This is a genomic window from Streptomyces sp. NPDC059917 (assembly GCF_042730635.1).
In the GTDB taxonomy this organism is placed as follows: domain Bacteria; phylum Actinomycetota; class Actinomycetes; order Streptomycetales; family Streptomycetaceae; genus Streptomyces.
Map to the genome: position 1 here is coordinate 61,021 of NZ_JBHWLC010000016.1, position 19,973 is coordinate 80,993.

Genomic DNA, 19,973 nt, shown 5'->3' on the forward strand with positions numbered 1-19,973 from the left:
GGGGCGGGGGAAAACGCGGAACGCGCCGAAAGGGGCCCGTGACGACGAACGGACTAGCGGACGTCGTACGCGCGTCCGACCATCTGGGTGACGGTGGCGCCCTTCGCGTCGGTCAGCTCGATCCGCAGCGAGACCGGCCTGCCGCTCGCGCCGGTGTGGTCCACGACCGCGCTCCGGCGGCCGCCCTGCTCGGCCACCGCGGCCGCGGACCAGTGCTCGTTGTCGTAGGAGTAGGACAGCTTGACGCTCTTGAGGGCGCCGGGCGCGTAGCCCGCGTGCCCGGTGACGGCGATCCCGATGCGCTGTCCGCCCCGTGCGGCGACGGTCTTGAGGCCGTCCTCGGGCAGGGTCAGCGCCGGGAACAGGATCGGCAGCGGGGTCGAGTACGCCGAGGCGTCGAGCGCGGAGCGGAAGGACCAGGTGGTCCGCACGCCCTGCGAGCGCTGCCAGTCCCGGGCCGGGCCGCCGATCTTCTCCAGGGTCTGGGTCAGCTCGTAGGCGCCCGGCTCGGCCGGGACCTCGAAGACACCGGCGTTCGGGTACCAGCTGGAGCCGAGCTCCACCCCGTCCCGCTTCAGGGTCAGGCCCCCGATGTCACCGAAGGAGCCCGGCAGCGCGTAGTGCCCGCTGTCGCCCCACATGGCGGAGGAGAAGCCGATCAGGTTGCCCTGCCGCTCGGCGGCCAGCACCGGCTTGCCGCTCGTGTCCCGCACGCCGACCGGGCCGATGACCCCGTCGTACCAGCTCTCGGAGCGCTGGGCGCCCTTGGTGTAGGTCCGCTGCTGGTCGGTCATCAGCTCGCCCCAGGGGAAGCTGCTGGAGACCGCGTGGTCCCAGGCCGTGTCCCCGGCGCTGTAGTACTCGGTGCGCTCCCCCGGGACCGCGACGGTGTCCAGGGAACCGAAGGAGACGGCGGTCCCGCCCGGCCGGTGGGCAGCGGTCAGGTCCATGTAGGCGGAGGCGGCGCCCATCGCGCGGTAGCCGGCCCGGACGGTCCCGAGGTCGCGGTCGCGCACCCGGTAGGTCCGCTCGCCCCGCAGGGGACCCTGCTCGATCTGGGCGAGGTTGTAGACGTACGGGCTCTTCGCGGTGCCCGTCCAGCTCAGCGCGACCTTGCCCCGCGCGAGCCGCGCCAGCAGGGCCTTCGCCTCGCCGCTCTCGAGGGACAGCGCGGGCAGCGAGCCGCCGGTGTAGCCGTTGAAGCCGACCCAGCGGCCGGGGGCGTCGCGGTGGGCGAGGACGGCCTTGGCGCCGGCCGCCTTCGCGTTGTTCGCGAGGTCGTAGAGCGAGCCGTCAGCGGTCTTCACCAGCACGATCGCGCCCTTGGCACCGGCCGCGGCCAACTCCTCGGGGGTGCCGTTGCCGGCGTCGACGAGCGGGGCGCTGCCCCGGCCGTCGAGGTTGTCGCTGCCGGTGGAGGCGGTGATGGGGTGCAGGGTCGGGCCGCCGGCCACCTTCAGTTCGGCGAGCAGGGGCGCGGCCTGGCGCCAGTAGCTGCCGAACTCGAAGCCGCCCTCGGAGGCGCGGCCTTCGACGGAGGCGTAGAACCCGCGGATGGTGCGACCGCCCATGGCGGTGCCGGCGTGCAGCCAGTTCGGGTCCCAGTCGCGGGCGAAGGCGAGGGTGGCGGCGCGGGTCTCGGTGGGCCGGTCGGCGTCGATCGCCAGGCGCCCGGCGGTGCGGGCGTCCAGGACGACCGTGGTGTCCTTCTTCACCTCGACCTGCGGGCGGCCGAGGTAGGTGAGGGAGTCGACCATCGGGTTGTCGCCGGTGCTCCCGGCGTCCGGGGTGGCGACGAAGGAGGAGAGGAAGTACGAGCCCGGGCGCAGCCGGTAGATCTGGTCGGCGGAGCCGTCGTTGAAGCGGCGCTCACCGCTGGCGTCGTCGGTGCCGATGACGTCGAGCGAGGACGGCCCGGCCGCGGGCCTGCCCGAACGGTCGAGGAGCTTGACGCGCAGGGTGACGGTCTCCGGCTCCACGTACAGCGAGAAGGGGGTCGAGACCCGCAGGCCGCCGGGGCCGGTGGCGACCACCCGGCCGGTGACGTCGCCGTACTGGGCGCGCTCCAGGCGCGCCGCGGGGTCGAGGGCGAGGGGCACCTTGACGGTGGCTCCGGCGGGGACGGTCACCGCGGTCCGGTCGAGGCGGGCGACCTGGCTGCGGACGGCCGAGCCGTCGTTGCCGGCGAGGTGCTCGATGCCGAGTCGGAGGGTGACCGGCGTCTTGCCCGCGTTGGTGTACGGGACCTCCACGGTGCTCCGGTCGCTGCGGTCCTGCGGCCAGTTGTACGCGCCGCCCTGTACGGCGGGGGCGGAGGTGACGGCGGTGTCGATGGCCCGCTTCACGTCGAGCCGGCCGCCGCCGGTCTCCCGGACGTCGCCCGGGATCGCGGTCTCGGCGGAGCCGACGAGCGCGGCCTTGATCTGCTGGGAGGTCCAGTCGGGGTGGCGCTGCTTGACGATGGCCGCGGCGCCCGCGACGTGCGGGGTGGCCATCGAGGTGCCGGACATGGACTGGTAGGCGTACACCCCGCGGCCGCCCATGTTGGCGGCGGAGATGTCGACGCCGGGGGCGGCGATCTCCGGCTTGAGGGTGTGCTGGAGGCCGGCCGGTCCGCGGCTGGAGAAGGAGGCGGTGCTGTCGTCGCGGTCGACGGCGCCGACGGTCAGCACGCTCGGCGCGCAACCGGGCGAGGAGACGGTGTTGTCGCCGGGGCCGCTGTTGCCCGCGGCGATGACGAAGAGGGTGCCGCTGTTCTGGGCGAGCTTCTCGGCGGCGGCGCTCATCGGGTCGTCGCAGGCGGTCTGGGAGGGGTCGCCCAGGCTCATGGAGACGACGTCGGCCTTGCTCTCGACGGCCCATTCCATGCCCGCGATGATCCAGGAGTCCTGGCCGTACCCGGAGTCGTTGAGGACCTTGCCGCTGAGCAGCCCGGCGCCGGGCGCGACGCCCTTCTTGGCGCCGCCGCTGGCGGCTCCGGAGCCGCCGACGGTGGAGGTGGTGTGGGTGCCGTGGCCCTGGCGGTCGGCGTCGGTGTCGGAGTCGGTGAAGTTCTTCGACTCGACGATCCGGCCCTTGAGGTCGGGGTGGTCGAGGTCCACGCCCGTGTCGAGGACGGCGACCTTGGTGCCCTTGCCGTCGTATCCGGCGGCCCAGGCGGCGGTGGCGCCCACCTGCTTGGTCGAACGCTCCAGGTTCGTCTGGACCTTGCCGTCCAGCCACAGCTTCTTCAGGCCGCCCGCGCCGCGCGTGCGGGCGGCGGCCTTGGCGGTGACGTCCGACCAGAAGGTGGCCGCCTGCGCCTTGTCGGCCGAGAGGGCGACCGCGCCGATCGAGCCGAGGACGAGCGAGCGCTCGGCGCCGCGCGGGGCGACCGGGGCGCTGCGGGCCGTGTCCAGGCCTTCGTAGACCGCGATCAGGGGCAGCTTCTTGGCGTGCGCGTCGTCGTAGCCCTGCCGGATCAGGCCGGTGACGTTGAAGAGTTCCGCGTCGACCGTGCCCGCCGCGAGCGCCTTGACCGCGCTCTCGGGGTAGACGTAGACGTCCTTGCCGGACTGCCGGGTCTGCACGAGCGGCTGGGAGCCGTCCTCGCGCGGCAGCGCGGTGGCCGCGGTGCGGCCCGCGGCGTCCGTGGACACCAGGATCTTGTCGCCGGTGACCAGCGTGACGGTCGCCGCCCCGGCGCTCTGGCGGGCCGCCGCCGCGCTCCCGGTCAGTGGTCTCTTCGCCGGCCCGCCGTCGCTCGGCTGCGCCGCCGAGGTTCCGACGGCAGTGACGGCCAGGACGGCCGCGGTGGCCGCTCCCAGCGCCGTGCGCGATATCGGGCGCATCGCTCTCCCCAGGTGAATTCCGGCCAACGGTCGCATTGCACGGCAAAGCTGCCGCGTAAATGGCTTCTGGCCAGCGGATGTTGGTGCTGCGGTGGCGTCACCTTGGCAGAGCGGCAGGGGGTGCGGTGATGATGTCCACGGCGGGTTTGTGCCGTGGCCGCTTCCCGCCACGAGCGGGTGTCCGCGGACCGGGTGGAGAGTGGGTGGACGGGTTGCTGGGTGCGATAGGCCTGGACGAGGGCCAGGAGTCGGCGTACCGCGTGCTGGTGGCGCTGGGAGCGGCGGAGGTCCCCGACCTCGCGCACCGGCTGACCCTGCCGGTGCCGCAGACGGAGCGGGCGCTGCGGCACCTGGAGCGCCAGGGGCTGGCCGCGCAGTCCTCGGCCCGGCCCGGCCGCTGGGTGGCCGCGCCGCCCGGGGTGGCGCTGGGGGCGCTGCTGACCCAGCAGCGGCACGAGCTGGAACAGGCCGAACTGGCGGCGGCGCTGCTGGCCGAGGAGTACCGGGTGGAGGCGGCGGAACCGGCCGTCCACGACCTGGTCGAGGTGGTCACGGGGGCGAGCGCGGTGGCGCACCGCTTCGTCCAGCTCCAGCTGGGCGCGACGCAGGAGGTGTGCGCCCTGGTGACCGGGCGGCCGCAGGTGATGACGGGCACGGAGAACGAGGCGGAGGAGCACGCCAGCGTGCGCGGGGTGGACTACCGCGTGGTGATCGAGCGCGAGGTGCTGACCCTGCCGAGGGGGCTGCGGGAGGCCTCGACGGCGCTGGGCCGCGGCGAGCGGGTCCGGGCGACGGACGAGGTGCCGACGAAGCTGGTGATCGCGGACCGGAGCCTGGCGATGGTGCCGCTGACGGCCCGGACGGCGGAGCCCGCGGCGCTGGTCGTGCACGCGTCGGGGCTGCTGGAATCCCTGATGGGGCTCTTCGAGGCGGTGTGGCGCGAGGCGCTGCCGCTGCGGCTGGGGGCGGGCGGCACGGTCGACGAGGCGGACGGCGGCCCCGACGCCACGGACCTGGAGATCCTCTCGCTGCTGCTGGTGGGGATGACCGACGCGAGCGTGGCCAAGCACCTGGAACTGGGGCTGCGGACGGTCCAGCGGCGGGTGAAGGGCCTGATGGAGGCCGCCGGGGTCACGACCCGGATGCAGCTCGGCTGGCACGCGTACGAACGGGGCTGGGTGGCCCGATAGCCCCGGGTCGGTCACGCTGATCAGATGGATCTGCCTCAGCTGCTCCTGGTGGGCCTGGTGCTGCTGCTCGGGGTGCTCGGGGTGCTGGTGCCGGGTGTCCCGGGGACGCTGCTGGTCTGGGCCGGCCTGCTGTGGTGGGCCATGCACGAGCGGACGGCGCCCGCGTGGTCCCTGCTGGTCTCGGCGACGGCGCTGCTGCTGGTGGTGCAGGTGGTGAAGTGGCAGCTGCCGCCACGAAGACTGCGGGGCGTGGGCGTCACCCGCCGGATGGCGGTGTACGCCGGTGCGGGCGCCCTCCTCGGCTTCGTCCTGGTCCCCGTGCTGGGCGCGGTACCGGGCTTCATGGGCGGCATCTACCTGTGCGAGCGCCGCCGCCTGGGCGGCCACGGCGAGGCGGTGACCTCGCTGCGGGCGGTGATGCGGGCGGTCGGCACGAGCGTGCTGGTGGAGCTGTTCGCGTGCCTGCTGGTGACGGGGGCGTGGCTGGGAGTGGTGGCGACGGGCGGCTGACGCCCTGGGGCGCGAGCCCGATGTGGTCGGCGGCGCGGGCTGTGAAGTGGCGCAACCTCCAGGGCAACCCGCGGCTGTCGCTGGTGGTGGACGACCTGGTGAGCACGCGGCCGTAGCCGTAGCCGGTCCCCAGAGCCCCTCCGGGGGCGCCTCAAACGCCGGCGAGGCTGAAACCTCGCCCCACCCGGCGTTCTCGGCACCCGGACCCAGATCCAGCCCCGCCGGCGTTTGAGGCGCCCCCGGAGGGCGGACGCCAAGTACCGGCGGGGCCAGATCCAGCCCCGCCGGCGATTGAGGCGCCCCCGGAGGGTGGGTCGGGGGGCACCCGGGCGGCACCGGGCGCCACGGGTCAGGCGCGGCCGCCCCGCTTCGCGGCATGGTTGGCACGGCCCTCGGCGGACTTCATCCGCCAGTCGCGCCGGATCTCCGAACGGAGCCTGGCATCGGTCTTGGCCACGATCCGCTGGTTCTCCCGCAGGAGCTTGCGGTAGCTCTCCAGCCGCCGCTCGGGAAGCGCGCCCTCCGCCACCGCACGCTGCACCGCGCACCCCGGCTCCGCCTCGTGGGCGCAGTCGTGGAAACGGCACTCGGCGGCGAACCCCTCGATCTCGGAGAACACCTGGCCGACGCCCACCTCCGCGTCGAAGAGGCCGACCCCGCGCAGCCCCGGGGTGTCGATCAGGACCCCGCCGCCCGGCAGGGCGAGCAGGTTGCGGGTGGTGGTGGTGTGCCGGCCCTTGCCGTCGACCTCGCGGGCGGCCTGGACCGCCATGACCTCCTCGCCGAGCAGCGCGTTGGCCAGGGTGGACTTGCCGGCGCCCGAGATGCCCAGCAGCACGCTGGTCCCGGAGCCGACGACCGCGGTGAGGACGTCCGTGCCCTCCCCGGTGAGGGAGGAGACGGTGAGCACCTCGACGCCCGGAGCCGCGGTCTCCACGTCCTGGACGAGATGGGCCAGGGTGACCGGGTCGGGCACCAGGTCCGCCTTGGTCAGCACGACCAGCGGCTGCGCGCCGGACTCCCAGGCGAGGGCGAGGAAGCGTTCGATGCGGCCGAGGTCGAGCTCGACGGCGAGCGAGACCGCGATGATCGCGTGGTCGACGTTGGCCGCGAGGATCTGGCCCTCGGAGCGCTGGGACGAGGTGGACCGTACGAAGGCGGTCCGGCGCGGCAGGTACGCCTTGACGTAACGGGGGGAGCCGACCGCCTCGACGGCGGCCCAGTCACCGGTGCAGATGACCCGCAGCGGGTCGTGCGGGGTGACGAAGGCGGTGTCGGCGCGGACGATCCCGTCCGCGGTCATGACGTCGCACTGGCCGCGGTCGACGCGGACGACCCGGCCGGGCACGAGGCCCTGCTCGGCGTACGGAGCGAATGCGGTGGCCCAGGCGTCGTCCCAGCCGAACGGGGCGAGGGCGTGCGGGAGCGGAAGCTGGAGCGAAGCGATCTGCGGGAAGGCAGAGGAAGTCAAGGGGAACCCTTCACAGGGTGGCCCCGGCAGAACGCGCGCACCGCGCGCGGAGGATGAGGTGAAGGTCAGCCGGAGACCACAGGAATGAGATTGATGAGCTGCTGGGTGCGGGCAGTGCCCTGCGCAACGACCGTCATCAATGGACTCACCTCCTGTGAAATACGGATCCGCACGCGGCGGTTCCGGTCCACTCGGCGTGAACGAGCTCACGGTATCGCGCGCCCGCGTCGGCGCGCCAACTGTTTTTCCGGGCTCTTCCGCCCGCCCGGTTCTCGGGCTCTTCGGCCCCCTCCGAGGGGACCTTTCGCGGTATTTCCGGTGATCCGCGCCGTTTAAATTCGGAGCATGACCGCTGCCGAGCACGCCTTGGCCGCCCCCTCGCGGCGCCGCTTGCTGGCGTTGCTGCGCGAGGCCGACGGCACGCTGGCGAGCGTCCCCGAACTCACCGCCGCCACCGGCCTCTCCACCGCCACCGTGCGCCACCACCTGGCGGTGCTCGGCAAGGCGGGGCTGGTGACCTCCGCCCCTTTCCGGGGCCCGGAGCGGCGGCGGGGCCGGCCGCGCCTGCGGTACGCCGCCACGGGATCCGGCGGCGAGGACCGCTGCGAGGTCTACCGCGACCTGGCGGACGCCCTGGCCGAGGCGGTCGCGAAGACGGCCGCCGGGGACCGCGCCGGGCCCCGGTCCGCCGGACGGGCGTGGGGGCGGCGGCTCGCCGCGGACCGGCCCGCGGCGCCCGCCGCGGAGCGGGTCTTCGCGCTGACGGCGCGCCTGGGCTTCCGGCCCCACCGGGAGCCGGGCGACGCCCGGCGGTTGCTGCTCCACTGCCCGTACGGCTGGTTGGTGCACACCCATCCCGAAGTGGTGTGCGCGGTCCACGAGGGGGTGCTGGAGGGGCTGTTGGAAGCCACGGACACCGCGGTGGAACTCCGACCCGCCGTCGGGCCCGGCCCGTGCGCCGCGCTGCTGCGCCCCCGCACCCCCGCCACGACCTCCGACCACTGCCCCTCCCCCGACCCCTCCCCGACCACACGAGCGACAGAAGGAACACCATGTTCGCAATGACCATCGACACCGCCCTCGACACCACCCCCGGCAGCGGCCCCGCGCTGCGGCTCGACCCGGCGGGCGGCCCCTTCCGCGCGCTGGCCGCCGTACGGATCCAGGTGCCCGCGGGCGGGACCGTACCGGCGCACGCGCACGGCGCGTCGGAGCTGCTGCTGACCGGGATCAGCGGCGCCGTCGTGGCCTCCTGCGGCTGCGGTGCGCAGACCGTGGCGCCGGGCGGCTTCGCCATGCTGCCCGCCGGCAAGGAGATCACCCTGGTCAACGAGGGGACCGACGACGCCACCGTCCTCGCGGTCTTCTCGCAGAGCGAGTTCACCGACGGGCTGCCGCGCGCCGCCGCCCGCGGCTGCGGCTGCCGGGGCGGCGGCGCCGGGCACTGATCCAAGGCGCGGCGGTCCCGTACAAAGGGTTCTAGGGTGGTCGGCATGACGCCACGACTCGACATGATCGGCCTGGTCGTTTCCGACATGGCCGCCTCGCTCGCCTTCTACCGCCGCCTCGGGCTGGACGTCCCGGCCGAGGCGGACAAGGAACCGCACGTCGAGGCCGGCCTCCCCGGGGGCCTGCGGATCGGATGGGACACGGTGGAGGTCATCCGCTCCTTCGACCCGGAGTGGAAGCGTCCCGAACCGGGCGCGGACCGGGTCGGGCTGGCCTTCCTGTGCGACTCCCCCGCCGAGGTCGACGCGCTGTACGCAGAGCTGTCCACGACCGGCGGCGGTACGGCGCACCGGGAGCCCTGGGACGCCTTCTGGGGCCAGCGCTACGCCATCGTGCTGGACCCGGACGGCGGCGCGGTCTCGCTCTTCGCCGCGAACGCGTAGCACCGTACGGACCCCACGGACCCCACGGACCCCACCGACCCCGCCGGGTGCGCGGGGTCGGTGGGGTTCAGTGCTTGCGCAGCCGGGAGGAGTAGTCCTCGGGCGGGAGGAACTTGGACCAGCGCTCGGGGAACTCCGAGGGCATCCCCGCGTCCTCGTCGTCCTCCGACTCGCCCTCGGCCAGGGCCCGCCAGGCGGCCGCCCGGGCGACCAGCTGGGCCGCCTCGGCCTCCCGCACCCGCTCGTTGGCCTCGCGGGCCGCCGCGGTCGCCACCGACGGCCAGACGCGGTCGATCGCCGCGTTGACGGCGGCGCCCACCAGGACGGCGAAGGCCGAGATCCCGATCCAGAGCAGGACGGCGACGGGCGCGGCCAGCGAGCCGTAGATGGTCGGCCCCTCCACCGTGTTCGTCAGGTAGATCCGCAGCAGGAACGAGCCCAGCACCCACATGGCCAGCGCGATCAGCGCGCCCGGCACGTCCTCGATCCACGGCGAGCGCACCGGCACCGAGACGTGGTAGAGCGTGGTCAGGAAGACGATGGACAGCAGGGTGACGGTCGGCCAGTACAGGACCGCCACCACTTCCGTGCCCCCCGGCACCCACCGCACCACCGCGTCCGGGCCCACCACCAGCAGCGGCAGCACGACGGAGCCGACGAGCAGGGCGACGACGTACAGCACGAAGGCCAGCAGCCGGGTCTTGACGATGCCGCGCTGGCCGTCGAGGCCGTACATGACCGTGATGGTGTCGACGAAGACGTTGACGGCGCGCGAGCCCGACCACAGGGCGAAGGCGAAGCCGAGCGAGATGAGGTCGGGGCGGGCCTGGCGGGTCACGTCGTCCAGCATCGGTTTCGCGATGTCGTTGACGCCCCGGTCGGAGAGCACGGTGCCGACCGCCCGCAGGATGTTCTCCTCGATGCTCTGCACCGAGGTGGTGCCGCTCCAGCCGTCCACGTAGCCGACGAGCCCGAGCAGGCCGAGGAAGAGCGGCGGCAGCGAGAGCAGCGTGAAGAACGCCGCTTCGGCCGCGAGCCCCAGGATCCGGTACTCGATGCACGAGTTGACCGTGTCCTTGAGCAGCAGCCAGGACATCTTGCGCTTGGACACGTTGCGATAAAGGGCCCGGGCCCGGTGGAGCCGACCCGGAGGCCGCTCGGGTGTTTCTTTTGCTGGCTGCACCTCCTTACCGTATCGGCATGGCAGCCACCACCCACACAGTCAGCAACCAGGCACCGCCCCTGGTCGGGCACGACGTCTACGGCGGCGACCGCGCCCTCACCGAGGGGGTGGAACGGCACCTCGACCCCGAACTCCTCCCGCGCGCAAGGGAAGAACTCACCGAACTCGGGCGCGCCGCGGGCTCCGCGCAGGCCCAGGAGTGGGGCGCCCAGGCCAATGAGAACCCGCCGAAGCTCCGCACACATGACCGGTACGGCAACCGGATCGACGAGGTGGACTTCCACCCCTCCTGGCACCGGCTGCTCGGGCACGCGGTGACGAGCGGGCTGACCGACGCCTGGGGGCGCGAGGCGGGGCACCTGCGGCGCGCCGCCGGCTTCTTCGTCTGGTCCCAGGCCGAGGCGGGCCACGGCTGTCCGGTCTCCATGACCCACGCGGCGGTGCCCGCGCTGCGCACGGATCCGGAGCTGGCGGCCGAGTGGGAGCCGCGGCTCACCTCGCACGTCTACGACCAGGGGCTGCGCCCGGCCGGGCAGAAGTCGGGCGTCCTCTTCGGCATGGGGATGACCGAGAAGCAGGGCGGCAGCGACGTGCGCGCGAACACCACGCGGGCGGTGGCGCTGGACGCTTCGGGCGAGTACCTGCTGACCGGGCACAAGTGGTTCTGCTCGGCCCCGATGTGCGACGGCTTCCTCGTCCTGGCACAGGCCCCGGGCGGGCTGACCTGCTTCCTGGTGCCGCGGGTGCTGGCGGACGGCACCCGCAACGTCTTCGCGATCCAGCGGCTGAAGGACAAGCTCGGCAACAGGTCGAACGCGTCGAGCGAGGTGGAGTTCGACGGGACCTGGGCCCGCCGGGTGGGCGAGGAGGGCCGCGGGGTGCGCACCATCATCGAGATGGTCGCCGCGACCCGGCTCGACTGCGTGATCGGGTCGGCCTCGCTGATCCGGCAGGCGTTGACGCAGGCCGTGCACCACACCGAGCACCGCTCCGCCTTCGGCGCGAAGCTGATCGACCAGCCGCTGATGCGCAACGTGCTGGCCGACCTGGCCGTCGAGTCGGAGGCGGCCACCGTGCTGACGCTGCGGCTGGCGGCCGCCTACGACGCGGGCACCGACCAGGAGCGCGCCTTCCTGCGCATCGCCGTGCCCACGGCGAAGTACTGGGTGACCAAGCGCTGCACCCCCGCCGTCGCGGAGGCGCTGGAGTGCCTGGGCGGCAACGGGTACGTCGAGGAGTCCGGGCTGCCCCGGCTGCTGCGGGAGTCCCCGCTGAACTCGATCTGGGAGGGCTCGGGCAACGTACAGGCGCTGGACGTGCTGCGGGCGCTCCAGCGCGAGCCGCAGGCCCTGAACGCCTTCCTCCAGGAGGTGGGCCTCGCGCGGGGGGCCGACCACCGGCTGGACGCGGCCGTGAAGGACCTGCTGACGGAGCTGGCCGACCTGGCGGGGATCGAGGCGCGGGCCCGGCGCGTGGTGGAGCGGATGGCGCTGGTGCTCCAGGGTTCGCTGCTGGTGCGCTGGGCCCCGCCCGCGGTCGCCGACGCCTTCTGCGCCTCGCGGCTCGGCCGGGACTGGGGGACGGCCTTCGGGACGCTGCCGCACAGCCTGGACCTGGGTGCGGTGGTCGAACGGGCGCGGATCACGGGTTAGGAGAGGTCCCCAAACCGCTCCGAGCCCGGACCCGGGCCCGTCTGCCGGCAGCAGGGTGGCGCCGCGCCGACTCGGCACCACACCTGCTCCGGGTCAGCCCCGAGGAGGAGCCTTCACGCCGCCTGTCGGCGTGACGCACAGTTTCGATCGGGCGACCGGGGCTTGGCGAGAGTTGCAGACCGTTGCAACCTGTGAGTCCGATGGGCAATCCACAACGCACGGTCCGGTTCATTCAGGAGGATCCGGTGGCAACCACTGCAGGTGGCGCGGGTACCGCGGTCGACGTGGCGCGGCTCGCCGCGATGGACGCGCGGGACGCGGCCCGGCTGCTCAAGGGCGTACGGGCGGCCGCGCTCGCGGGGGACCGGCCGCCGGCGGCGCCGCGCCCCGAGATCGCCGAGTCCTGGCGGCGGATGATGGCCGGCGGGGTGCACCCGGAACGGGACACCCGCTCGCGGATGCTGTCGGCGGCCGAGACGGAGGAACGGCGCCAGGTGTCGCCGCTGCGGGCGCTGCTGCCGGTGTTGCGCGAGGGGCTGCTCCCCAACCTGGACGAGGTGCTGCACATCATGGTGATCGCCGACGCGGACGGGCGGTTGCTGTGGCGCGAGGGCGCCTCCTCGATCCTGCGCCGGGCGGACCGGCTCGGGTTCGGGGTGGGCGCGGACTGGGACGAGGCGGTGGTCGGGACCAACGGGGTCGGCACGGCCCTGGTCACGCGGCGGCCGGTGCAGGTCTTCTCGGCGGAGCACTTCGTCTCCAGTCACCACGACTGGACCTGCGCGGGGGCGCCCGTGCACGATCCGCGCGACGGGCAGCTGCTGGGCGTGGTGGACGTCAGCGGGCCGCTGGCCACGATGCATCCGGCCACCTTGACCTGGGTGGCCTCGGTGGCCCGGCTCGCCGAGCGGGAGCTGCGGATCCGCCACCTGGAGTCCCTGGAGCGGCTGCGGTCGGTGGCGGCCCCGCTGCTGGCGCGGCTGCCGGGGCGGGCGCTGGCCGTGGACCCGCACGGCTGGACGGCGGCGGTGACCGGGCTGGCCCCGGTCGACCGGGTGCCGCTGCCCAAGGCCTTCGGGCCGGGGCGGTACTGGGTCCCGCAGCTGGGCCACTGCGCGGTGGAGCCGTTGCCGGGCGGCTGGCTGCTGCGGATCGAGGAGGTCCGTACGGGCGCGGCGGCGGGCCGGGTGGTGCTGGACCTGAGCCGGGCGCGGACCTGGTCGGCGACCGTGTTCGGGGCGGCGGGCAGCTGGACCCAGGAGCTGAGCCCGCGCCACGCGGAGCTGCTGTTCCTGCTGGCGGAGAGCCCGCGGGGGCGCACGGCGGCGGAGCTGGCGCTGGAGCTGTTCGGGGACGCGACGCGGACGGTGACGGTGCGGGCCGAGCTCTCGCGGGTACGGCGCCACCTGGCCGGGGTGCTGACGCACCGGCCGTACCGGTTCGCGGAGGACGTGGAGGTGGAGGTGGTCCGGCCGGAGCGGCCCGCCGACCTCCTGCCGCATTCGAGCGCGCCGGCGGTGCTCAGGGCGCGGACGGAGCGGACGGAGCGGACGGAGCGGGCGGCGCGATTGCGGGATGTGATTCCCTGACCTGCATGAGCATCCTCACCCTCACCACCTGGTCCCTGGAGATGACCTCGCCGGACGACCTCGTTCCGGCGGCCGTTCCAGGTTCCGAGATCACGATCTCGCGTGCGGAGGTCCCTTCGCCCGAGTTCAGCCGCTTCCTGTACGCCTCGGTCGGCGGTGACATCCACTGGACGGACCGGCTGTCGCTGACCCGGGAGGAGTGGGTGCGCCAGTTGGAGCGCCCGGGGGTGGAGACCTGGGTGGCCTACGACCGGGGGACGCCCGCGGGGTACGTGGAGTTCGACCCGCAGGACGATGGCGTGGTGGAGATCGTGTACTTCGGGCTGCTGCCGGACTTCCGGGGGCGGCGGATCGGTGGGCACCTGCTGTCGGTGGGCGTGGCCCGGGCGTGGGACCTCGCGTCGCGGTGGCCGGAGCGGGCGGAGACGAAGCGGGTCTGGCTGCACACCTGTAGCCAGGACGGGCCGACGGCGATGGACAACTACCGGCGGCGCGGCTTCCGGCTCTTCCACACGGAGACGGAACCCAAGGCCGACACCCCGACCCCCGGCCCGTGGCCCGGAGCGTAACCCCTGGCGGGGACCACCCGCCCACCTCCCCTCCGGGCGCGCCTCAATCGCCGGCGGGGCTTGATGGGGCCGATTCAGCCCCGCCGGCGAGGCTGAATCGGCCTCCGGCCCCGCCCCATCCAGCCACCCCGGAGGTGGGGCGCGAGGGGCTCAGGAGGTGACTCGGGCCACACGGTCCCAAGATGCGGGACGCTTTCGTCCGGATGGTGGACAGTAGTGGACTCCTCCAATCGGGCCATGACACGCTTCCGCCATGAATGGAGCTGGAATTGCCTTGGTGAGTCGGCGGCACGTCGACCTCGGCCGCATGTCCAGCGCCATCTGTCCGGCGCGCTGACGGAACCAGCCACCGCCGCACCTCGTCGCCGCCGCCCCGCGGACGCGTCGATTCCGCAAGCCCCCGCAGGCCGAAGAACGCCCCCCGCCCACCGGCGAAGGGGGCGCGATCCGCCACACCTGTCAGCGCACTGCCGCGCATCACCGCAGGTCGAAGCCGTGGGCACCGTCGCTCCGCCCGCCCTTGCTTCGAGCCGCCACAGAAGGACGTACCGCCATGGCCGCCACCCCAGAAACGCCCGCAGCCGCCCCCGCAGCCGCGCGCCGCAAGACCGGACGCCACCGCGGCGAAGGTCAGTGGGCCGTCGGTCACCACACGCCCCTGAACGGCAACGAGCAGTTCAAGAAGGACGACGACGGTCTCAACGTGCGGACACGCATCGAGACGATCTACTCCAAGCGGGGCTTCGACTCGATCGACCCCAACGACCTGCGCGGCCGGATGCGCTGGTGGGGCCTCTACACCCAGCGCAAGCCCGGGATCGACGGCGGCAAGACCGCGATCCTGGAGCCGGAGGAGCTGGACGACAAGTACTTCATGCTGCGCGTCCGCATCGACGGCGGCCGCCTCACCACCGAGCAGCTGCGCGTGATCGGCGAGATCTCGCAGGAGTTCGCCCGGGGCACCGCCGACCTCACCGACCGGCAGAACGTGCAGTACCACTGGATCCGCATCGAGGACGTCCCGGAGATCTGGCGGCGGCTGGAGGCCGTCGGCCTCTCCACCACCGAGGCCTGCGGCGACTGCCCCCGCGTCATCCTCGGCTCGCCGGTCGCCGGCATCGCCAAGGACGAGATCATCGACGGCACGCCCGCCATCGACGAGATCTACCGCCGGATCGTGGGCAACAAGGACTTCTCCAACCTGCCCCGCAAGTTCAAGTCGGCCGTCTCCGGCTCGCCGCTGCTCGACGTGGCGCACGAGATCAACGACATCGCCTTCGTCGGCGTGAACCACCCCGAGCACGGCCCCGGCTTCGACGTCTGGGTCGGCGGCGGCCTCTCCACCAACCCCAAGCTGGGCGTCCGCCTGGGCACCTGGGTCTCGCTGGACGAGGTCCCGGACGTCTACGAGGGCGTCATCTCGATCTTCCGCGACTACGGCTACCGCCGGCTGCGCAACCGCGCCCGCCTGAAGTTCCTCGTCGCCGACTGGGGCCAGGCCAAGTTCCGCCAGGTCCTGGAGGACGAGTACCTGAAGCGGAAGCTGACCGACGGCCCCGCCCCCGCGCAGCCCACCGGCCAGTGGCGCGACCACGTCGGCGTGCACGAGCAGCAGGACGGCCGCTTCTACGTCGGCTTCGCCCCCCGGGTCGGCCGCGTCGACGGCGCCACCCTCACCAAGATCGCGGACGTGGCCGAGCGGCACGGTTCGGGTCGGCTGCGCACCACCGCCGAGCAGAAGATGGTCGTGCTCGACATCGAGGCGGACCAGGTGAACTCCCTCGTCGCCGCCCTGGAGGCGCTGGACCTGCGGGTCAAGCCGTCCCCCTTCCGCCGCGGCACGATGGCCTGCACCGGCATCGAGTTCTGCAAGCTGGCCATCGTCGAGACGAAGGCGCGCGGCGCCTCGCTGATCGACGAGCTGGAGCGCCGCCTGCCGGACTTCGCCGAGCCGATCACCATCAACATCAACGGCTGCCCCAACGCCTGCGCCCGCATCCAGGTGGCGGACATCGGTCTCAAGGGCCAGCTGGTCCTGGACGACGACGGCAACCAGGTCGAGGGCTACCAGGTGCACCTCGGCGGCGCCCTGGGCCTGGAGGCCGGCTTCGGCCGCAAGGTCCGCGGCCTCAAGGTCACCGCGGACGGTCTGCCCGACTACGTCGAGCGGGTCGTCACGCGCTTCGAGGAGCAGCGCGAGGACGGCGAGCGCTTCGCCGCCTGGGTCGCGCGCGCCGACGAGAAGAGCCTGGCATGAGCGAGCGCGCCGCGCCCTTCCACTGCCCGTACTGCGGCGACGAGGACCTGTTCCCCAACGAACAGGGTCACGGCGCCTGGGAATGCAGGTCCTGCAATCGAGCCTTCCAGCTGAAGTACCTCGGGCTGCTGGCCCGCGGACTTCAGTCCGACACCGCTGGAGGGGAAGAGATATGACGACCGCTCAGGAGAGCCGTACCTGCGATCTCAAGGAGCTGGCCGAGCAGGCGGGCCGTGACCTGGAGGACGCCTCCGCGCTGGACATCATGCGCTGGGCGGCCGACACCTTCGGCCCCAGGTTCGCCGTGACCTCCTCGATGGAGGACGCGGTGGTCGCCCACCTCGCCTCCCGGGTGCGCCCCGGCGTGGACGTGGTCTTCCTCGACACCGGCTACCACTTCGAGGAGACCATCGGCACCCGCGACGCGGTCGAGGCCGTGATGGACGTCAAGGTCATCACGCTCACCCCGCGCCGGAGCGTCGCCGAACAGGACGCCGAGTACGGCCCGAAGCTGCACGACCGGGACCCGGACCTGTGCTGCGCGCTGCGCAAGGTCAAGCCGCTGGAAGAGGGCCTGACGGCGTACGACGCGTGGGCGACCGGCCTGCGCCGCGACGAGTCCCCGACCCGGGCGAACACCCCGGTGGTCGGCTGGGACGAGAAGCGGCGGAAGGTCAAGGTCTCCCCCATCGCCCGCTGGACCCAGGAGGACGTCGAGGCGTACGTCGCCGAGCACGGGGTCCTGACCAACCCGCTGCTGATGGACGGCTACGCCTCCGTGGGCTGCGCGCCGTGCACCCGACGGGTGGCGGAGGGCGAGGACGCCCGGTCCGGCCGCTGGGCCGGGCTCGGCAAGACCGAATGCGGGCTGCACGGCTGATGAGCGAGTCCACGAACCGTACGGAACCGACGGAGAACGAACAGATGAGCGTGAGCGACCAGGGCGCCACCGTGTGGCTGACCGGGCTGCCGAGCGCGGGCAAGACGACCATCGCGTACGCGCTGGCCGAGCGGCTGCGCGGCGAGGGCCACCGGGTGGAGGTGCTCGACGGGGACGAGATCCGCGAGTTCCTCTCCGCCGGGCTGGGCTTCACCCGCGAGGACCGGCACACCAACGTGCAGCGGATCGGCTTCGTCGCCGAACTGCTCGCGAGCAACGGCGTGAAGGCGCTGGTCCCGGTCATCGCCCCGTTCGAGGACAGCCGCGAGGCCGTCCGCAAGCGGCACGCCGCCGAGGGGACGACCTACCTGGAGGTCCACGTGGCCACTCCGGTCGAGGTCTGCTCGGAGCGCGACGTGAAGGGCCTGTACGCCAAGCAGGCGGCGGGCGAGATCTCCGGCCTGACCGGTGTGGACGACCCGTACGAGGCCCCCGCGGCCCCGGACCTGCGGATCGAGTCGCACACCCAGTCGGTGCAGGAGTCCGCGGCGGCACTGTTCGCGCTGCTCAACGAGAGGGGTCTGGCATGACCACCAAGGTCGCCCACGTCCACACCGAGGCCGACGCGCCCTACGCGCTGTCCCACCTGGACGCCCTCGAATCCGAGGCGGTGCACATCTTCCGCGAGGTGGCGGGCGAGTTCGAGAAGCCGGTGGTCCTGTTCTCCGGGGGCAAGGACTCCATCGTCATGCTGCACCTGGCGCTCAAGGCGTTCGCGCCCGCGCCGGTCCCCTTCACGCTGCTGCACGTCGACACGGGTCACAACTTCCCCGAGGTGCTGGAGTACCGCGACCGCACGGTGGCCGAGCACGGACTGCGCCTGCACGTGGCGTCCGTACAGGACTACATCGACGCGGGGAAGCTGCGCGAGCGCCCCGACGGCACCCGCAACCCGCTGCAGACCCTCCCGCTCACCGAGGCGATCCAGCGGCTGCGCTTCGACGCGGTCTTCGGCGGCGGTCGCCGCGACGAGGAGAAGGCCCGCGCCAAGGAGCGGGTGTTCAGCCTGCGCGACGAGTTCTCCCAGTGGGACCCGCGCCGCCAGCGCCCCGAGCTGTGGAACCTGTACAACGGTCGCCACGCGCCCGGCGAGCACGTGCGCGTCTTCCCGCTCTCCAACTGGACCGAGCTGGACGTGTGGCAGTACATCGCCCGCGAGGGCATCGAGCTGCCGGGCATCTACTTCGCCCACGAGCGCGAGGTGTTCCAGCGGCACGGCATGTGGCTGACCGCGGGCGAGTGGGGCGGCCCGAAGGAGGGCGAGGAGCCCGAGACGCGGCTGATCCGCTACCGCACCGTCGGTGACATGTCCTGCACCGGCGCCGTCGACTCCGACGCCACCACGCTGGACGCCGTGATCGCCGAGATCGCCGCCTCCCGGCTCACCGAGCGGGGCGCCACCCGCGCCGACGACAAGATGTCCGAGGCCGCGATGGAAGACCGCAAGCGCGAAGGGTACTTCTAGAGATGACCGCCACCACCGAACCGCTGGCCGACCTGTCGGCCACCACCCTGCTGCGCTTCGCGACCGCCGGATCCGTCGACGACGGCAAGTCCACCCTGGTCGGACGCCTGCTGCACGACTCCAAGTCGATCCTGACCGACCAGCTGGAGGCCGTCGAAGCGGTCTCCGCCCAGCGCGGCCAGGACACCCCCGACCTCGCGCTGCTCACCGACGGCCTGCGGGCCGAGCGGGAGCAGGGCATCACCATCGACGTCGCGTACCGGTACTTCGCCACCGCGCGCCGCCGGTTCATCCTCGCCGACACCCCCGGGCACGTGCAGTACACCCGGAACATGGTCACCGGCGCCTCCACGGCCGACCTGGCCGTGGTGCTGGTCGACGCCCGCAACGGCGTGATCGAGCAGACCCGCCGGCACGCGGCCGTCGCCGCGCTGCTGCGGGTGCCGCACGTGGTCCTGGCCGTCAACAAGATGGACCTGGTGGGCTACGAGGAGAAGGTCTTCGCGGCGATCGCGGAGGAGTTCACCGCCTACGCCTCGGACCTGGGCGTCCCGGAGATCACCGCGATCCCGATCTCCGCACTGGCCGGGGACAACGTCGTGGAGCCCTCCGCGAACATGGACTGGTACGGCGGCCCCACCGTGCTGGAGCACCTGGAGACGGTCCCGGTCAGCCACGACCTCACCGCCTGCCCGGCCCGCTTCCCGGTGCAGTACGTGATCCGCCCGCAGAGCGCCGAGCACCCCGACTACCGCGGCTACGCGGGCCAGATCGCCTCCGGCGTGCTGCGCGTCGGCGAGGCCGTCACCGTCCTGCCGTCGGGCCGTACGAGCACCATCGAGGGGATCGACGCGCTCGGCGAGAGCGTCGACATCGCGTGGGCCCCGCAGTCGGTGACCCTGCGGCTCGCGGACGACATCGACATCTCGCGCGGCGACCTGATCGCGCCGAGCGCGAGCGCCCCGGCCCCGACGCAGGACGTCGAGGCGACGGTCTGCCACGTGGCCGACCAGCCGCTGTCCGTGGGCGCCCGGGTGCTGCTCAAGCACACCACGCGCACGGTCAAGGCGATCGTCAAGGAGATCCCCTCGCGGCTGACCCTGGACGACCTGTCCCAGCACCCGGAGCCCGGGCGGCTGGTGGCCAACGACATCGGCCGCGTGGTCGTGCGCACCGCCGAGCCGCTCGCGCTCGACGCCTACGCCGACTCGCGCCGTACCGGGTCCTTCCTGCTGATCGACCCGGCCGACGGAACCACACTGGCGGCGGGCATGGCGGGGGCGGCCTTCGCCTCCCGGCCCGAGACCGCCGACCAGGCCCCCGCTGATGAGGAAGGGTGGGACTTCTGAGCATGCCGAAGACCGACATCTACTCGACCTTCGCGAAGGAGGGCGGCCGCGTGGGCAGCGGCGCCCTCGGCAGCGG

At 73.1% G+C, this 19,973-nt stretch carries 19 protein-coding genes; 16 read left to right on the plus strand and 3 right to left on the minus strand.

The window, feature by feature from the left end:
* Positions 1–53: 53 nt before the first annotated feature.
* The gene (locus tag ACFWAR_RS12075; protein ID WP_385775862.1) at positions 54–3,830 is read right to left on the minus strand and encodes a S8 family serine peptidase; all 3,777 of its coding nucleotides are present in this window, start codon (positions 3,828–3,830) and stop codon (positions 54–56) included.
* Between the two features lie 212 nt (positions 3,831–4,042).
* Between ACFWAR_RS12075 and ACFWAR_RS12080 the strand changes: the two genes are divergently transcribed.
* The 3 genes from ACFWAR_RS12080 to ACFWAR_RS12090 are packed head-to-tail and all read left to right on the plus strand — an operon-like array spanning position 4,043 to position 5,646.
* Positions 4,043–5,020: a helix-turn-helix domain-containing protein gene (locus ACFWAR_RS12080; RefSeq protein WP_385776001.1), complete on the plus strand. Its 978-nt coding sequence runs from the start codon at positions 4,043–4,045 to the stop codon at positions 5,018–5,020.
* A 24-nt stretch (positions 5,021–5,044) separates the two neighbouring features.
* Entirely contained in the window at positions 5,045–5,530 is a 486-nt protein-coding gene (locus ACFWAR_RS12085; protein ID WP_385775864.1) for a DUF456 domain-containing protein, read from the plus strand.
* Entirely contained in the window at positions 5,500–5,646 is a 147-nt protein-coding gene (locus ACFWAR_RS12090) for a hypothetical protein (RefSeq protein ID WP_385775866.1), read from the plus strand. The genes ACFWAR_RS12085 and ACFWAR_RS12090 overlap by 31 nt, the downstream gene beginning before the upstream one ends.
* 233 nt (positions 5,647–5,879) lie before the next feature.
* Here the strand turns inward: ACFWAR_RS12090 and rsgA are convergent, their stop codons facing one another.
* The gene (gene rsgA, locus ACFWAR_RS12095; protein WP_385775868.1) at positions 5,880–7,001 is read right to left on the minus strand and encodes a ribosome small subunit-dependent GTPase A; all 1,122 of its coding nucleotides are present in this window, start codon (positions 6,999–7,001) and stop codon (positions 5,880–5,882) included.
* 345 nt (positions 7,002–7,346) lie between these two features.
* Between rsgA and ACFWAR_RS12100 the strand changes: the two genes are divergently transcribed.
* The 3 genes from ACFWAR_RS12100 to ACFWAR_RS12110 are packed head-to-tail and all read left to right on the plus strand — an operon-like array spanning position 7,347 to position 8,893.
* Positions 7,347–8,066 carry an ArsR family transcriptional regulator gene (locus tag ACFWAR_RS12100; RefSeq protein WP_385775870.1) on the plus strand — a complete coding sequence of 240 codons (720 nt, stop codon included), beginning with the start codon at positions 7,347–7,349 and terminating at the stop codon, positions 8,064–8,066.
* Positions 8,063–8,449, plus strand: coding sequence for a cupin domain-containing protein (locus tag ACFWAR_RS12105; protein ID WP_385775872.1), 387 nt, complete (start codon positions 8,063–8,065; stop codon positions 8,447–8,449). Before ACFWAR_RS12100 ends, ACFWAR_RS12105 begins: the two co-directional genes overlap by 4 nt.
* 45 nt (positions 8,450–8,494) lie before the next feature.
* On the plus strand, positions 8,495–8,893 hold the full coding sequence (locus tag ACFWAR_RS12110) for a VOC family protein (RefSeq protein WP_385775874.1): 399 nt from the start codon (positions 8,495–8,497) through the stop codon (positions 8,891–8,893).
* Between the two features lie 67 nt (positions 8,894–8,960).
* On the opposite strand, the gene ACFWAR_RS12115 is transcribed toward ACFWAR_RS12110, so the two are convergent.
* Complete coding sequence (locus tag ACFWAR_RS12115; protein ID WP_385775876.1) at positions 8,961–10,076, minus strand: YihY/virulence factor BrkB family protein; 1,116 nt, start codon at positions 10,074–10,076, stop codon at positions 8,961–8,963.
* A gap of 17 nt (positions 10,077–10,093) precedes the next feature.
* Between ACFWAR_RS12115 and ACFWAR_RS12120 the strand changes: the two genes are divergently transcribed.
* The 10 genes from ACFWAR_RS12120 (at position 10,094) to ACFWAR_RS12165 (ending at position 19,897) form a co-directional block, all read left to right on the plus strand.
* The gene (locus tag ACFWAR_RS12120) at positions 10,094–11,728 is read left to right on the plus strand and encodes an acyl-CoA dehydrogenase family protein (protein WP_385775878.1); all 1,635 of its coding nucleotides are present in this window, start codon (positions 10,094–10,096) and stop codon (positions 11,726–11,728) included.
* A 302-nt stretch (positions 11,729–12,030) separates the two neighbouring features.
* On the plus strand, positions 12,031–13,317 hold the full coding sequence (locus ACFWAR_RS12125) for a GAF domain-containing protein (RefSeq protein ID WP_385776003.1): 1,287 nt from the start codon (positions 12,031–12,033) through the stop codon (positions 13,315–13,317).
* A gap of 5 nt (positions 13,318–13,322) precedes the next feature.
* The gene (locus ACFWAR_RS12130) at positions 13,323–13,886 is read left to right on the plus strand and encodes a GNAT family N-acetyltransferase (RefSeq protein WP_385775880.1); all 564 of its coding nucleotides are present in this window, start codon (positions 13,323–13,325) and stop codon (positions 13,884–13,886) included.
* A 253-nt stretch (positions 13,887–14,139) separates the two neighbouring features.
* Positions 14,140–14,223, plus strand: a complete 84-nt coding sequence (locus ACFWAR_RS12135; RefSeq protein ID WP_312847410.1) for a putative leader peptide — start codon at positions 14,140–14,142, stop codon at positions 14,221–14,223.
* Between the two features lie 216 nt (positions 14,224–14,439).
* Positions 14,440–16,143 carry a nitrite/sulfite reductase gene (locus ACFWAR_RS12140; protein ID WP_385775882.1) on the plus strand — a complete coding sequence of 568 codons (1,704 nt, stop codon included), beginning with the start codon at positions 14,440–14,442 and terminating at the stop codon, positions 16,141–16,143.
* Positions 16,140–16,319: a hypothetical protein gene (locus ACFWAR_RS12145; RefSeq protein WP_385775884.1), complete on the plus strand. Its 180-nt coding sequence runs from the start codon at positions 16,140–16,142 to the stop codon at positions 16,317–16,319. The genes ACFWAR_RS12140 and ACFWAR_RS12145 overlap by 4 nt, the downstream gene beginning before the upstream one ends.
* Positions 16,316–17,023: a phosphoadenylyl-sulfate reductase gene (locus ACFWAR_RS12150; RefSeq protein ID WP_385775886.1), complete on the plus strand. Its 708-nt coding sequence runs from the start codon at positions 16,316–16,318 to the stop codon at positions 17,021–17,023. Before ACFWAR_RS12145 ends, ACFWAR_RS12150 begins: the two co-directional genes overlap by 4 nt.
* Positions 17,024–17,067: 44 nt before the next feature.
* Positions 17,068–17,613 (plus strand): adenylyl-sulfate kinase, encoded by a 546-nt coding sequence (gene cysC, locus ACFWAR_RS12155; RefSeq protein ID WP_385775888.1) that lies wholly within the window; start codon positions 17,068–17,070, stop codon positions 17,611–17,613.
* The gene (gene cysD, locus ACFWAR_RS12160; protein WP_354379239.1) at positions 17,610–18,548 is read left to right on the plus strand and encodes a sulfate adenylyltransferase subunit CysD; all 939 of its coding nucleotides are present in this window, start codon (positions 17,610–17,612) and stop codon (positions 18,546–18,548) included. Before cysC ends, cysD begins: the two co-directional genes overlap by 4 nt.
* Positions 18,549–18,550: 2 nt before the next feature.
* On the plus strand, positions 18,551–19,897 hold the full coding sequence (locus ACFWAR_RS12165) for a sulfate adenylyltransferase subunit 1 (RefSeq protein ID WP_385775890.1): 1,347 nt from the start codon (positions 18,551–18,553) through the stop codon (positions 19,895–19,897).
* Positions 19,898–19,973: the final 76 nt, after the last annotated feature.